This is a genomic window from Pseudarthrobacter sp. H2, assembly GCF_050157045.1.
GTDB lineage: Bacteria > Actinomycetota > Actinomycetes > Actinomycetales > Micrococcaceae > Arthrobacter.
This window is the reverse complement of sequence record NZ_CP189594.1, coordinates 3,536,854-3,551,312: the sequence shown is the minus strand read 5'-3', so window position 1 is coordinate 3,551,312 and position 14,459 is coordinate 3,536,854. Positions and strand designations below refer to the sequence as shown.

8 protein-coding genes and 2 pseudogenes are annotated in these 14,459 nt (G+C 64.4%); 8 read left to right on the top strand and 2 right to left on the bottom strand.

The annotated features are described in order from the left end of the window. Positions 1-119 precede the first annotated feature (119 nt). From ACQCSZ_RS16490 to ACQCSZ_RS16455, 8 genes and pseudogenes are all read left to right on the top strand, one after another. Complete coding sequence (locus ACQCSZ_RS16490; RefSeq protein ID WP_427004787.1) at positions 120-1,514, top strand: IS1380 family transposase; 1,395 nt, start codon at positions 120-122, stop codon at positions 1,512-1,514. Positions 1,515-2,181: 667 nt separating this feature from the next. Further along, complete coding sequence (locus ACQCSZ_RS16485) at positions 2,182-3,720, top strand: MFS transporter (RefSeq protein ID WP_427004786.1); 1,539 nt, start codon at positions 2,182-2,184, stop codon at positions 3,718-3,720. 182 nt (positions 3,721-3,902) lie between these two features. After that, positions 3,903-4,058 (top strand): hypothetical protein, encoded by a 156-nt coding sequence (locus tag ACQCSZ_RS16480; RefSeq protein WP_427004785.1) that lies wholly within the window; start codon positions 3,903-3,905, stop codon positions 4,056-4,058. Positions 4,059-4,263: 205 nt separating this feature from the next. Beyond that, positions 4,264-4,425, top strand: coding sequence for a DUF6308 family protein (locus tag ACQCSZ_RS16475; protein ID WP_427004784.1), 162 nt, complete (start codon positions 4,264-4,266; stop codon positions 4,423-4,425). Positions 4,426-4,529: 104 nt separating this feature from the next. Next, a complete protein-coding gene (locus tag ACQCSZ_RS16470) occupies positions 4,530-5,813 on the top strand; it encodes an IS1380 family transposase (RefSeq protein WP_427004783.1) in 1,284 nt (427 codons plus the stop codon). 324 nt (positions 5,814-6,137) lie between these two features. Next, positions 6,138-7,375: pseudogene (locus tag ACQCSZ_RS16465) on the top strand (DDE-type integrase/transposase/recombinase); the annotation flags it as partial. Positions 7,376-7,571: 196 nt separating this feature from the next. Beyond that, positions 7,572-8,687 (top strand): tyrosine-type recombinase/integrase, encoded by a 1,116-nt coding sequence (locus ACQCSZ_RS16460; RefSeq protein WP_427004782.1) that lies wholly within the window; start codon positions 7,572-7,574, stop codon positions 8,685-8,687. Next, positions 8,684-10,486 carry a hypothetical protein gene (locus ACQCSZ_RS16455; protein WP_427004781.1) on the top strand — a complete coding sequence of 601 codons (1,803 nt, stop codon included), beginning with the start codon at positions 8,684-8,686 and terminating at the stop codon, positions 10,484-10,486. The genes ACQCSZ_RS16460 and ACQCSZ_RS16455 overlap by 4 nt, the downstream gene beginning before the upstream one ends. A gap of 62 nt (positions 10,487-10,548) precedes the next feature. Here the strand turns inward: ACQCSZ_RS16455 and istA are convergent, their stop codons facing one another. Continuing rightward, positions 10,549-12,015, bottom strand: coding sequence for an IS21 family transposase (gene istA / locus ACQCSZ_RS16450; RefSeq protein ID WP_427004780.1), 1,467 nt, complete (start codon positions 12,013-12,015; stop codon positions 10,549-10,551). Between the two features lie 814 nt (positions 12,016-12,829). Then, positions 12,830-14,217: pseudogene (locus ACQCSZ_RS16445) on the bottom strand (IS1182 family transposase). Positions 14,218-14,459 lie beyond the last annotated feature (242 nt).

Here is a 14,459-nt window from a genome sequence, read left to right as displayed (position 1 = left end):
TGATCCACCGATGTTGGTCGGGGCGCCGACGGCGGTTTAAACCGAGAATGCCCGTCTTTTCAAGGAAAATGGAGCTTGTCTAGAACCCTTTGACCACCGAAAAGAGAGGCATCTCGTAAGTGGAAGTTTCCCATAAACCGTCCGCGGTGTCAGTTTCCTTTGACGAGCCGAATCTCGTGTCGGCGGCAGGGCTGTTGCCGGTCATGACGTTGGCCCGGGACGCCGGGCTGCATGAGTTGGCCGATGAATGGCTGTCGGTCCCGACGGACAAGGGTGCGAACGCCGGGCTGAAGGTCGCGTCCCTGGTCGCCGGGATGGTCGCCGGCGCGGACAGCATCGATGACATGGCCCTGCTGCGCCACGGCGGAATGAAGCGGCTTTTCAAGGCCTGCTACGCGCCCTCGACGCTGGGTTCGTTTCTTCGGTCCTTCACGTTCGGTCACGTGCGGCAACTGGACGCTGTCGCGTCCCGTTTCCTGGCCAACCTGGGGACCCGGGCCCCGCTGCTCGGGCGTCCCGGGGTGGAGGACTTCGTGTTCGTCGATGTCGATGACACGATCATCGAGGTCCACGGCTACGCCAAGCAGGGCTCCGGCTACGGATACTCGGGAGTCCGCGGGCTGAACGCCCTGCTGGCCACGGTCTCCACCAAGGACACCGCCCCCGTGGTCGCCGCCCAGCGGCTGCGCAAGGGCGCGGCGAACTCGGCCCGCGGAGCCAAACGCCTGATCACCGACGCCCTGTCCACGCTCAAGCGCGTCCACACCGGCGGGCGGGTGCTCTGCCGTTTCGATTCGGCCTTCTACGGCCATGCCGCGGTGTCCGCAGCGCTGGCCGGCGGGGCGGAGGTCTCGGTGACCGCGCGCATGGACCCGGCCGTCAAACGCGCCATCGCCGGGATCCCGGAGACGGCGTGGGAAACAATCGAATACACCGACGCGGTCTTCGACGAGACCACCAACACCTGGGTCTCGAAGGCCGAGGTCGCCGAGACCGTGTTCACCGCGTTCAGCTCCCGCAAAAAGGACGAGCAGATCACCGGCCGCCTGGTCGTGCGCCGCATCCCGGAACTGAACCGCAAAGCCGACGAGGGGCAGGAAACCCTGTTCCAAACTCACCGGCACCACGGGTTCTTCACCACCGTGGACGCCGGGGTCCTGGACACCGTCGCGGCGGACAAGACCCACCGGAAACACGCCATTATCGAGCAGGTCAATGCAGACCTGAAGGACAGTGCGCTGGCGCACCTGCCCTCCAGCGTTTTTGCCGCGAACTCGGCATGGCTCGTTGCCGCGGTCATGGCCTACAACCTCACCCGCGCCGCCGGGATCCTCGCCTCCGGGCCCTTCGGCAAGGCCCGTACCGGCACGATCCGCCGCAAACTCATCCACGTCCCGGCCCGCATCGCCACCAGCGCCCGACGCATCCGTCTTCACCTCCCCGAAGCCTGGCCCTGGCAAACATCATGGCAGGACCTGTTCGACCAGCTCTACCCGCCGCCGCAAGCCGCCTGAACCCGTCCACCCAGCCGCACGGCGCAACCAGGAAACCCGTGGAACACCCAGGGCAGCGAGGCCCGGCACCCCGGCATACCCTCAGGCCGCACAACGAGCCGAAACCGGATACAGACCATCCACCCAGGCGGATCGGTGGATCAAGGCTTAGGAGGGCCGTCACTGCTTCCTTATCGGCCACGCCGTCAAGGCTCCTGGCCAGGGCCTCGCGGCGTCCGGCCGGGTCATCGCACTCGGCGAGCAGCAGCTCGACGAGGAACCGCTCGTAGGTGAGTTGCTCGCATTTTGACGACCGCGAGTAAGTCATGAACCGGGAGCGGACGGTGGATAACGCGCACAAGGTTTACACCACCTTATGAGGGCTCCATCCCGTCCAGCGGGACAGGGTATGCGCGGTTTCGGATCGATGCTGTGTAATCAACCGGACTTGGACCGCGCCGGAAGCACGTGTGTTCGCCTGGCTACGAGTGGAGGCCTCTCGACACTTGCGAAGCGGTTCGCCAGTGCGAGTCCGATAAATCATTCTGAATTTCAGCTCAGCAGCAATAACTGATTTTTAATCGCAAGCAAAGTTAACTGGCCCATCAATGTCCGCACAACGCTGTGCGGATACTATCGAAAGGCAACTACTCCTATGGCTGGTGCACTTCGTCCTGAAAATGGACTATTGACCACCCAGACCTCCTCGTCCATGAGTGAAGGGGGGTGGAATCTGCGCTGGACCGCATCTTTTGTGGGCATGATGTTCGCTATCGAAGCGCTAACAATGACTTATATCATGCTGGGAATGGCATATCCTCTGATGGCCGCAGAATTTCAGACAGACCAGATCGCGTGGGTTTTTACCGCCTCCCTCCTGTCGGGAGGCGCGTTTTCACCCTTGGTGGGCAAACTGGCTGACGCTCACGGCAAGAAAAAGCTGTTCGTGCTTGTGACCGCGATCGCGCTGGTGGGCTTCATAATCTCAGCTATTTCGACTTCTTTTGGCGTCTTTATCCTGGGCCGCGTGTTGGCGGGTCCACTTTTGGCAACGGTTTTCTTGACGTTTTCCTTGATGCGGGACGTATTTCCCGGCAGGACGCTGAAACTGGGCGCCTCACTCTCAAACGCCGGTACGGGGTTCTTCGCAATACCGGTCCCGTTTCTCGCCGCCTACCTGCTGTCCACCACCATGGGGTTTCGTTCCATGCTGTGGGTATTGGCTGGGATGGCCTTGATCTCGATAGTTCTGGTGATGGTCTGCATTCCGGAATCCATTGTTCGCACCCCAAGCAAGATTGACTTAGTCGGCGCGGTCCTGACCGTGGCATGGTTCACGGCGATCTTGCTGGGCATTAGTTTTGGGAACACCTGGGGCTGGAGCAGTCCGGGCATTCTGGTCCTGTTTGGCGCCGGAGCCGGCATCTTTGTCCTCTGGGTCATTTATTCATTGAAAAAGTCCGAGCCGTTTATCAATGTCCGTTTTGTTAAGTCCGGATCGATGCTGGGAATCTGCATATATAATGCCTTTGCAATTGCTGGCGTCTCCATCATAAACATTATTCTCCCGATGGTTGTGCTGATGGACCCAGCGGCAGGTATGGGTTATGGCCTGGGGATGCCCGCCGAAGGCCTCGCCGCGTTCTTCGGGCCACAAGCACTCGCCGCTATATTCACCGCCGTCGTCGTGGGGAAGCTTTCCCGAAAGATACGCCCTGCCTATCTTGCCCTGGCAGGGTGCGCCGTGATCGCCGTGGGCCTATTCGGTGCAGCTCTGTTCCACTACAGTTTCGGAGCCCTGCTGTTCTGGCTGATCATTGAAGGCATTGGCCAGGGGGCGGCGCTGGCCTGCATGCCGCTGCTCGTACTCGAAGCGGTGCCGATCCGGCTCCAAGCCCAGATGGCCAGCCTCGTCCTGGTGGCGGGTTGCCTTCTTACAGCCGCGGCGCCGCTGATCACGACAGCTTTGATGGCGAGCGGGTTGGTCGTCACGCCGCCGACTGCGGAAGCTCCGAATGGCGGCTACATGTACACCGACGAAGCCATCACCAACGCGTTCCTGTTTATTAGCTTCCTGGCTGCCGCAGGCTGCGGCGTCGTAGCGGCAACGCTTCTCAAGCGCCGCGACGCCGAACGTGCCGCCGCGATGCAATCGGAACTTGAGATTCTGGGAGTCGTCAAGACGCAGGGCGTCGAAGATGGCCGGGAACCGGCAGCTGTCAGCTGATATGTAGGTCTGGTTTTCATAGGGCACGGATGAGCGGCTCCTGGGTTCGGTTCCGGGGGGCCGCTCATCGTGCGCCGATCGGTCGTCGTGAACCATGTTGGTATCGACAGCAGTGTCAGGCGCTCTCACGAAAATTAAGGTGGCCACGGATGGTGGCAGGGCGTATGCCGTAGGGGGCCTTTATGGAACTGCCTGCCATCCCGAATGACGAGAACGTCGACGCCGCAGCCAAGCTCCTCAAGCGCTACTATTCTCGAACCCTCCAAGAAGACGGGGCTGCTCAGCCACAGGCAGCTACTTTAATGAATGGTCCGATCGTGGCGACAACCCAGATGTGAGGGACAGGGACACGGCGATAGCGACGCTATCGCCGTGTCCATGCTCAGCGTCAGAGTGGCCGCCCGGGCCATCATCGGGGTGCAGGAGCCAGGTTTGGCAGCGCACATTCAGCAGCTCTTGGCCAGGATCCGACGGACGTGAAGATGAGCGACCTCTCGGACGCGGAAGCACAAGCGACGCTGGGGAAGGGCAGCCCGGCTGTGCTTGCTCTGGAATGAGCTGAGGCGCACACCCAAAACGCGCTGGGATGTAGGGGCCACCATCGCCAGCAAGATCCTCGCAAGGAAGCGCGCATCTCATCCCATCTGGGACAAGGTAATCAGGGCCGTCGTGGCCAAACGCAACGCTAACCCGGGGTTTTCATGAGGGTGGGGCCCGCAGGGCGTGTTAAAGCGGCGAAAGGTGCTTCTGAGCTGGGAAAATAGTGTTGTTGACGCACTGTTCCACCGGCTGAAAGAAGCACCTTTCTGATGTCCAAGATTACTGGAGTTTTTCCGTCTCTTCCTGTCGCCACGACGGAGCAGTCGCTGGTCTCCCATGCCGGGCTGACCGTGGTGACCTCGTTCGTGGATGCGCTTGGGTTCAGGGGCTTGTGCGAGGACCGGTTGGGCCAGTTTGTCCCCTCCGGGGCCTGGCACCGGCCCGGCACGATCCTGGGGTCGTTGGCGGTAATGCTCGCCGGGGGCGGGGAACACGTCTCCGATCTGGACATCCTGCGGACCGGTGCCGGGGTCTTCGGAAAGGTTGCTTCGAACGCGACCATCTCGCGGTTCTTTGAGCGGACCGTGACCAACCCGGACGTCTTCACCTACGGTTTCGCCACCTTGACGCGGGAGTTGCGTTCACGGGTCTGGGAAGCCGCCGGGGACCGGAACCCGGCCTTGAAGGCCACCGCCCTGGATCCGCTCATAGTGGACCTGGATGCCACCCTCGTCACGTCGCACAGCGATAAGGAACAGGCTGTCGGCACGTACAAGGGCGGGTATGGCTTCGCCCCCTTCATCGCCAGCGTCGATTACGGCGCGGGCAACGGGACGGGGGAGGTCCTGGCCGCGGTGATGCGTCCGGGTAATGCAGGGGCCAACAGCGCAGAGGACCACATCAAGGTTTTCACCCAGGCCATCGCCCAGCTCCCCGACGGCTTCTACGACGAGCAGGGTGCGCTGATGGGTGGGAAGGTGCTGGTGCGCACCGACAGTGCCGGGGCGTCCCGGAAATTCCTGCACCACCTCTCATCGTCAGGGGTGCAGTTCAGTGTTTCCTACCCGGTCCCGGTGCTGAAGGCCCACATGGTCGGCTGGATCAACGACAAAAAGTACTGGCAGCCGGCCCTGGACCAGGACGGCAAGGAACGCACGGATGCGTGGGTCGTCAACGCCACCGAGATCCTCGGGCTCACCGACTACCCGGCGGGCACGAACCTGTACCTGCGTGCCGAGCCCCTGCACCCCGGCGCGCAGCCGACCTTACTGGATGTGGACGGGCACAGAATCACGGCTTTTTTGACGAACTCCCCGCGCTGGCACGGGCCCACCCTGGATGCCCGGCACCGGGCGAGGGGACGGTGTGAGAACCGGATCGAAACCGTGATGCGCCAGCAGGGCCTGTTTACTCTGCAGCGGAGGATCTGGCATGCCTGGCTGGAGAATAGGCAGTCTCCAGGAAGAATTCTTCTCCCTGACGAGCCCTACCCTTATTGGTTATTCGAACCACCGGCAGAGCACGATCCTCCATGCGACGTCGGAGTTGCCTAGGCGGGCGATCCGTAAGGCGGTAAGTCATGCCACAACCAGTGATGGAAGTCATGCCATATGGCATGGGGACATACCGGGAACCAGCAGACTCTGGCCCAAGGTCTTTCAATTCTTCCCTGGGGCACAATGTGCCCTGTCAGTCATCGTTGGTTCTGATGACAATGAGCTGGTGTCCTTCCGGGATGAGCGCTGACATGGCAGCGTGAGCTGCCTCGTAGTTGTCGCCGTGGCCGCTGATGCCCTACGTGTCAGGCTGGAACGGTACCAGGGGCTCATAGCAAGTCCGTTTAATCGCGTGGGGCGAGAGCCAGGAATCCAGTAATCATGTCCAGTCCAGTTTTGAGTGCAGTACGCGAAGATAGTTCTGTGAGTAGTAGTAATAATGGACCGCGGGCCGGTGGTCCGCGGCCTCGCCGGTCGTTCACCCCGGTCCAGAAGCTCGAGTTCTTGACCGCGTACGAGAACGCGTGCGAGAACAGTGAGGGCGGTGCTTTCCTGCGCCGGGAGGGGCTGTATTCGTCGCAGATGACCGAGTGGCGGCGGCTGCGTGACGCCGGCGTCCTGGCCGGGAAGAAGCCCGGCGAAACGATCGGGAAACTGTCGGCGGACCAGGCCGAGAACGCGCGTTTGCGCCGCCAGTTAGAGGTGAGTGAGAGCCGGTTGAAGAAGACCGAGGCAGCCTTGGAGCTGATGGGAAAACTACAGGCGTTCTTAGAGAGCGCCTCACAGGATATGCCGGACGAGCCCCGGTCCAGGAAACGTTGATGGCCACGTACCGGTCGATGCTGGAACTGAAGATCCCCACACGCCGGGCGGCATCATTGACCGGTGTTTCCAGGACGACCGCGAACCGGAAACCGGCCCCGCCGCGGGACCATGCGCCGGTGGCGCCGCAGAACAAGCTCAGTGATGCTGAGAGGGCCGGGATTCTGGCGGCACTGAACTCACCGGAGTTCGTGGACCTGGCCCCCATGCAGGTCTATACGAAGCTGCTGGATCAGGGAATCTACCTGGGATCCCTGTCGACTTTTTACCGGGTGCTGGAGGAAAACAGCCAGGTCAAGGAACGCCGCCGGCTGGCCAAACACCCGCCCCGGGCGGTTCCTGAACTGGTCGCCACAGCCCCTGGACAGGTCTACACGTGGGATATTACAAAGCTCGCGGGCCCGGTCAAGGGAAAGTATTTTGACTGCTACATGATGGTCGATATCCATTCCAGGTTCATCGTCGGCGCGCACGTCCACGCCACCGAATCCGGGGCGTTGGCCGTGGAAATGATGAAGGGAATCTTCGGAATCCACGGCATCCCCCAGGTCGTGCACGCGGACCGGGGAACGTCCATGACATCCAAAACCGTCGCCGCGCTGCTCTCGGATCTGGAGGTCACCCGGTCCCACTCCAGGCCCCGGGTAAGCAATGACAATCCGTACAGTGAGGCGATTTTCAAGACCCTGAAATACGGTCCGGAATTCCCCGAACGCTTCGCCTCAGTCCACGACGCCGGGGCATTTATCAGCGGTTTCGTGGACTGGTACAACCATCACCACCACTCTCTGGGGGTCTCAGAGGTGTTGCGGGACGTTGCATAGAGGGACACGCCGCGCCGTGGCGCCACACATCCCCGGGGGTGCGGTGCACGTGGCGCATAGTCGCGTTTAGGTTTTCCAGTTCTCTGGAAGGACAATCGTGCGGGCCTTCGCGGTGCTTCTGCCTTCGGGCATTCGATATTGGACTGTCCTCGATGAAGATCTGGTTGTCGTGCCGGAGGCGGACGCGTTCCTGCGGCATCTGCGCCTGGGCCGTGACGGCTCGGAGCTGACGACCCGTTCGTATGCCGGGGGGATCGCACTGTTCCTGCGCTGGTGCCTGGCCAAAGGGCAGCACTGGCATGCCGGCGTCGGAGAGCTCGGATTATTCATCATCTGGCTGCGTCACACCGGGGCGCAGGCCGGTGTGGTGAATGCCGGGGACGGTGAGCGGACAGCGGTGGTGCTGGCCGGTCCGTGCCACCGCCCGGCACGCGGGGCACGCCGGATCAACACGGTGCTGACCGCCGTCCGCGGCTTCGTGGTGCACGCGGTGACCAGTGGTGACTCGCCGGGCCGTTTGCTGCCGCTGATCTACGAACTTGCCGATGACCGTGACCTGCCCGGACAGGCACGGGGCGAAGACCGGGCCATGGCCTGGCGGATGCGCGCCCGTCACCGGCTCCACGAGACTGATGCCGGCGTGGACCGTGCCAGTGACGCGGAGATCGTGGCACTGATCGCCGCCTGCCTCTCGGCCCGTGACCGGCTGATCGTGCTGCTGATGGCGCGGGCCGGACTGCGCCGCGGCGAGCTCTGCGGGCTGCGCCGTTCGGACGCGCATATGCTCGCCGATTCAACGCTTCTGGGCTGCCCGGTGCCGAGGGCACACCTGCATGTGCTGCGCCGCGAAAACATGAACGGGGCCTGGGCGAAGTCCCGCCGGACACGTGTCGTGCCGCTGGATTCACTGGCCGTCCAGGCCGTTGATGCCTATGTGTTTGAGCGGCTGGCCGTCGCCGAGGCGGGCGGCAGCGATTTCCTGTTGGTCAACCTGTTCCGTGCCCCGATCGGTGTTCCGATGCCGCCGGGTGCGGTCAATGCGCTGATTACTGCTGCCGGACAGCGCGCAGGCCTGCGCCGCCAGGTCACTCCGCACCAGCTGCGGCACGCCTTCGGCAGCAATCTGGCCGATGCCGGCGGGACTCTGGATGAGATCGCGGCGCTGCTCGGGCATGCTTCGATGAGCTCCTCCCAGGTTTACCTGCATCCGGATCCGGCCAGACTGCGCGAGGCAGTCGAACGGGTGCCCGGCCCCCGCGCGACACAGGCAGGAGAAAACCGGTGACGGCTGCAATCAGCGTGGCAAAGACGCCCGCCCCGCAGTACATTTCCGGCGGTACCGGGCATGTCTTCAGCGGCCTGTACCTGTTGGGGCAACCGGCCGTTGAACTCGGGCATCTGATCGCACCGGAATTCCTGGCTGAGATCGGCTGGGATCCGGTTTCCCTGGTCATGTTCCTGCCGCCGGCGCACCTGCTGCTGGGCCGCCCGGTCTGCGCGGCGGCCGGCTGCGCGGTGACAGCCCCGCACCGTGGCGGGATCTGCGCAGGCTGCCGGCACCGGCTCGCCCGGCACGGGCTGGTCCTTGAGGAAATCGGCCTGCTTCCGGCAAAGGACCGCCCCGACCGCGGCGTTGGCATGTGTGTGGTGGCCGGGTGCGCCCGGGAATGGGCGTCGGGAGCAGCCCGGTTATGCCGCCGGCACCTCGGTCAGCGGCAGGCCCTGGGGCTGGGGCTGGCAGAGTTCCTCACCGGTCCGCGGACCCGGGCGCTGGAGGCCTGTCCGCCGTGCGCGGTGGCTGCCTGCCCGCGACAGCGCCGCCACCTCGAGGGCCGCTATTGTGACGCCCACCAGATCCGTCTGCGCGTCTTCAACGCCAAGAACCCCGGAGCCGACGAGGCGCAATGGCGGCGGATCGAGCCGCCGATCGGGACCGGCGGGCAGGTGAGCCTGCGCGGGCTGGAACCGCTGGTGGTGGTTCAGGTGCTGCTCGGGCTGCAGCAGCGGTGCCGCCTGGACCAGGTACGGACCAAAGAGGCGGAGCTGCGCGCGGTCGGTGATGACCTGCGCCGCCAGCAGGTCGACACGATCGCCGATTACCGCCTGGCACCCACCCGCTCACTGGAGTTCGCCGGGCTGGTCAATGCCCTGGCCAGACACGCCCGCCGCGCGTTAAGCACCCCTGCAGCCGAGATCCTGCTTGACCAATGGGACCTGGCGGTCTTCGGCAACTCCGGCACCGTGTCATTCACCGGCCTGAGCCAGCCGTGGTTGCGGGAAGCCGCCAAGCGCTGGGCGATTGATGACCTGCCCAGAAGACGGATCCGCCCCGGCCGGCGGAGCACCACGGGCATGTCGGTGCGCCACCACGTGAACGCCCTGGTCCGGCTGTCGGAGGCCTTGCGGATGCGCCCGGACCAGGGCCGGATTCCCGCCGCTCTTGGCCGCGCCGACATCGAGACATTCCTGAACCGGCTGGCCTATCTGGCCTCGACAGGCCAGATCAGCACCGATGCCCGGCTCCGCACCGTCCGCGAGGTCCGGCACGTGCTCTCCACGATACGGGCCATGGGCCTGACCCGTCCCGGCACCCTGGCCGCCGGCCTCGGTGAGGACTTCACCATCGGCGCCGCCGACATCCCCGCTGAACCCGAAGCCGCCGAATCCGGACGGGATCTGCCGCCGGAAATCATGCGGCAGATCTGCGCCCACCTGGACCGGCTGACATCGCGGCCGATGAGGGCCGGAATCGAGCTGGCCATCGACACCGGCAGAAGACCCGAGGAGATCGCGGCCCTGGCGTTCGACTGCCTGGCCCGCGATGCCGACGGCTCGGCGGTGCTGGTCTTTGACAACCACAAGGCCGGCCGCCTCGGCCGCCGGCTGCCCATCAGCGCGAACACCGCAGAGGTGATCACCGCCCAGCAGCAATGGGTACGGGCCCGCTACCCCCACACCCCGGTCGGTGAGCTGAAACTGCTGCCCACAGACCGGCGCAATCCCGACGGTGACAGGTCCCTCAGCGCGTTCAGCCTCGAGGTATTCGCGTTGTTTCGGGGTGCCCTTCTCTGCCCATTCGGTTAGGACGCTGCCGGTCAGGGCGGCATGCTTGCCCGCTTCGAGGATGTCTTGGACGGTGATCGGGTTCATGCGACTTCTCCGGTGGTGGTGTTCAGGGTGGTGAAGGTGTCATAGACGCTCAAGTCCACGTTGGCGGCGGCCGGTTCGGTGCCGTGGGCCAGCCGGCGGGCGAGCATCCCCAGGGCGGCCATGTCCGGGGTATCCCCGCGCCGGATCAGGGTGTCGGCGGCCTGCATTGCGGCATCGAAGCCGGCGGATCCGGAGGCAGCATCCACCGCGTTGAGCAGGCGCCGCCGATCGGTGGCAGTGGCTTGATCCAGCCAGTCGCGCACTGGATCGGTGACCAGGGCGCGCAGGGGGGAATGGGACCACGCACCGGGCTTGGTCACCAACAACGGGACCAGGGAAGCCGGTTCGAAGATCGTCTCGGTTTGCCGGCCGAAAGCCCGCGGGAAGGACCGTATCGGTTCGGAATGCTCGTCAAGGATCTCGATGACGTCGTGGCGCAATCCGACGGTGAGGCTCCGGCTGTGGAAGGCAGGCCCGGCGGCGTAGGTGTTCCCGTCAATGAGCAGGTTCCCGGTCTTGTCAGCCTTCCGGGATTCGTAGCGGACCGGGTCGAATCCGACTCCCGGCAACTCCAGGGACGCCGCCACGTCTTGGGTGAACAGTTCACCCAACGGCAGGCCCTTGCGATAGTGCGTGGTGCTGGCCAGGGCGTCGCACCGCGCCAGCAGAACCTCGTTGAGGCCTGCCAACGTGGCAGCCTCGGGCTCGGGGACCATGAGGTTGCGGCGCAGGAATCCGACCGCGTTCTCCACGTTCCCTTTCTCATGGCCCGAGTACGGGTTGCAGTAGCGGGACTCGGAGCGGTAATGCAGCTTGAACGCACCAAACAGCTTCGTCTCCACGACCTTGGTGCCCACCCGGCGTCCAATGCCCGTGGCATTGTCGAACACCATGTGCCGTGGCACGGCCCCGATGTGCTCGAACACCCTGCGCAATCCGTGGCAGACGCATTCGGCGGTTTCGCCCCGGTACCCCTGCACGAAGCGCATGTTCGAGAACGGGAAGCTCACCACGAAGATGTGCAGGACCTGCCGGATCCCGGCAATGATGGCCTCGGCCTGCCCGAAGTCGACCTGCACCGTGCCCGCGGGCCACACCAGTTCGGTGAAGCCCTCCCCGGCCTGCCGGTTCCGGGCCGTCCACTTCTTCACGTGGCGTTGGACCGGAGAATACGTGCCGGTGAAACCATGCTCATCCACGAGCCGGTCAAAGATCCGCTTGGCCGTATGCCGCTGCTTCCGCGGCCGCCGTTGGTCCTCGCCCAGCCACCGCTCAATGATGTGCTCGAACCCGGTCAGCACCGAGGCGCCGGGTCTGGCCAAGGGTGTTGGCGGTGCCGGGGAGAAGTCTTCCTGCTCGGCGTACTTGGCCACCGAGGCCCGGCTGACGCCCAACGCGCGGGCGATCTCACGCACCGGGACTCCCTGGGAATCCAGTCTTCTGATATTTTCTTGAACGGACATGGGTACCGTCATCTGCTTTCCAGCCCTTCCGGCGCACACGCTTCGCAATGGCAGCGCCGTAAGGAACCTATCTGGGGGTGGCGGGCCCATGTCCCTGACACTCTAGGGCAGGGCCCCGAACCACCGGGTGATCTCTATCTCCAAGCCAGCCCCCGAAACAGCGATTTTCAGGAGAAAAGACTGGCCTGATTCTTACCGCTCTTTTGGCCTGAAACGAGCCACCAACCTGGCTCAAATTCTTGGCTGAAACGGCCTACAGATAGTCGATCACACACAACAAGGGCCAGGGCGGGCCGGAGCCCTGCGACGGAGGCACTGGACCCAACAGCCGGCCGCGCCAGCGGACGCCCGAAAGGGTGCGAGCCCTGCGAGCATGCCCCTGGCCTCGTCTCCCCGGGATCCGCCCATGCCGGCCCCGCACCCTGGGCAGGCCGGCACACTGGCTGTTCCACCTGCGGTCCTTCGCGGAAATGGCGGTCCGCCGCCGGTGAGCACCAGCGGCAGCCAACCACCGGCGGCGTACCGCCCGAACCTTTCGGCCGGTTCTGGCCATTTGTTGAAGAGGTGCGGCCGGGTGCAGGGCCTCGCCGGGCGGTGGCTCCGCCCGGCAAGGCTTCAGCACGTTCTAGGTGCGTCGGTAGTGGTTTGACGGTTCCGCAGGTTTGCGCCGTGATGGCCGGAGGCCGGTCTCCTTTTCCTGGAAAGGGGGCCGGCCTCTTGGCATTTTGGTGGATGGAAGCCTGGAAGGCTCCTACGGGGTGTAGCGGGGGTGATGCAGGTTCGGTTCCGGGACGTAACCGTCCCCCGGCGGTGTTCAGGCAGTGGCGGTGCGGTAGGTGAAGAGTTTGAGCAGGTTGTGGCAGCCGGCCATCAGCTTCCATTCCCCGGATGCCTTCTCCAGCCCGCGCAACAGGACATGCTTGCCCTGGCGGGTGTTGATCTGTCCGAAGACCGGTTCGACGATGGCTTTGCGCCGGGCATAGACCGCTTTGCCCTTCTTCGTTTTCAGTTTCCGGGCCATCCGCTCGGCCAGGGTCGCGTCCGCCGGGATCCTGCCCCTGGGCGAGTCCGGGACCGGGCGTCCGTGTTTCATCCGCCTTGTGGAGATGAAGAACTCGGTGCCGCCACCGGCTTCGAGGTCCCTGACGTGTTCCAGGTTCGCTGCCGAGCAGTACCCGGCGTCGGCGCTCCACTTCCCGGGCATGGCTTCCAGGGTGTCCTGCGCGTTCTTGACCATCGGGACCAGTTGCTGGACGTCCACCGCGGTGTTGGTCAGTTCGGTGGCAACGATGACCTGGTGATCTTTATCAACGACGCCCTGGGCGTTGTAGCAGTAGTGGTAGGAACCGTCCGCGGTCTTCATGATCCTCGCGTCGGGGTCGGTGAAGTTGCGCTGGGCGGTGGGCTTGGGCACCGCCGCGGCAGCGGCGGCATCGCCCTTGCCCGAGACATCCCCGTCATCGTCCCCGCGGGACCGGGCCTTCTCCTGGGCCTCACGGCGGGCCCTGTCCGCGGCCTCGGCCTCGATGGATGCCCGGGCGGTCTTCATCGCCTCGGCGCGCCGGGCCCGGTTGGCCAGTTCGGCAGGCAGTTCATCCCCGCGTTTGCCCGGCCCGAAGCGGGCGTCCTCGGCCGCGTCCACGGTCTTCGCCTCCGCCATCAGGTCGCTGATCTCATCGGCCAGGACCTTCTGTTTCTCCGTCAGCCGGGCATAGCTCATGGCCTTGTGCCGGGAAGCGTTGGCACGCACCTTCGTCCCGTCCAGTGCGACATGGCCCAACGAGACCATGCCCGCGGCCCGGCAGAGCTCCAGGGCCTGGAGGAACACGTTGGCCAGCGCCGCGAGGTGGCGTTCGCGGAACCGTCCGATCGAGCGGAAATCCGGGGCCTGCTGGGCACACAACCAACGGAACGCGACCACATCCGTGCACGCCCGCTCCAGCTCCCGCGAGGACCGCACCCCGACGCAATACCCGTAAAGCACGATCCGCAGCATCAACCGCGGATCATACGGCGGCTGGCCCTTGGCCTTGGCATAGGAAGCATAAAACCGGGTCAGATCCAGTTCCCGTCCACAAGCTCGCCAATGAACCGGGCCAGATGACCCTGCGGCAACCACTCCTCCAGCGACGGCGGGACCAGCATCACCGCATCAGGCTCAAACGACTTGAAGCGTTTGTTGACCCCGCCATTGGCATCCATCGGCACATCGGTGGGCTGCTCGACACGCTCCACGAGCGACTCGTCAAACAAACCATCCTGCGCGGAAGAACCGGTATCCATGCCCCTAATCCTCCCAGCCACCCCTATCGTGACCCGGTTAATCCGCCGGCGTTTTAAAAACCGGCACCCTCACTACTGACTGCGCACCTAGCCTTTCCTTCGCGCAAAGCGCCCGTTCCTGTTCCCGGGGCGGGCGCTTTCGCTTTCGCGGGCGCTTCAGC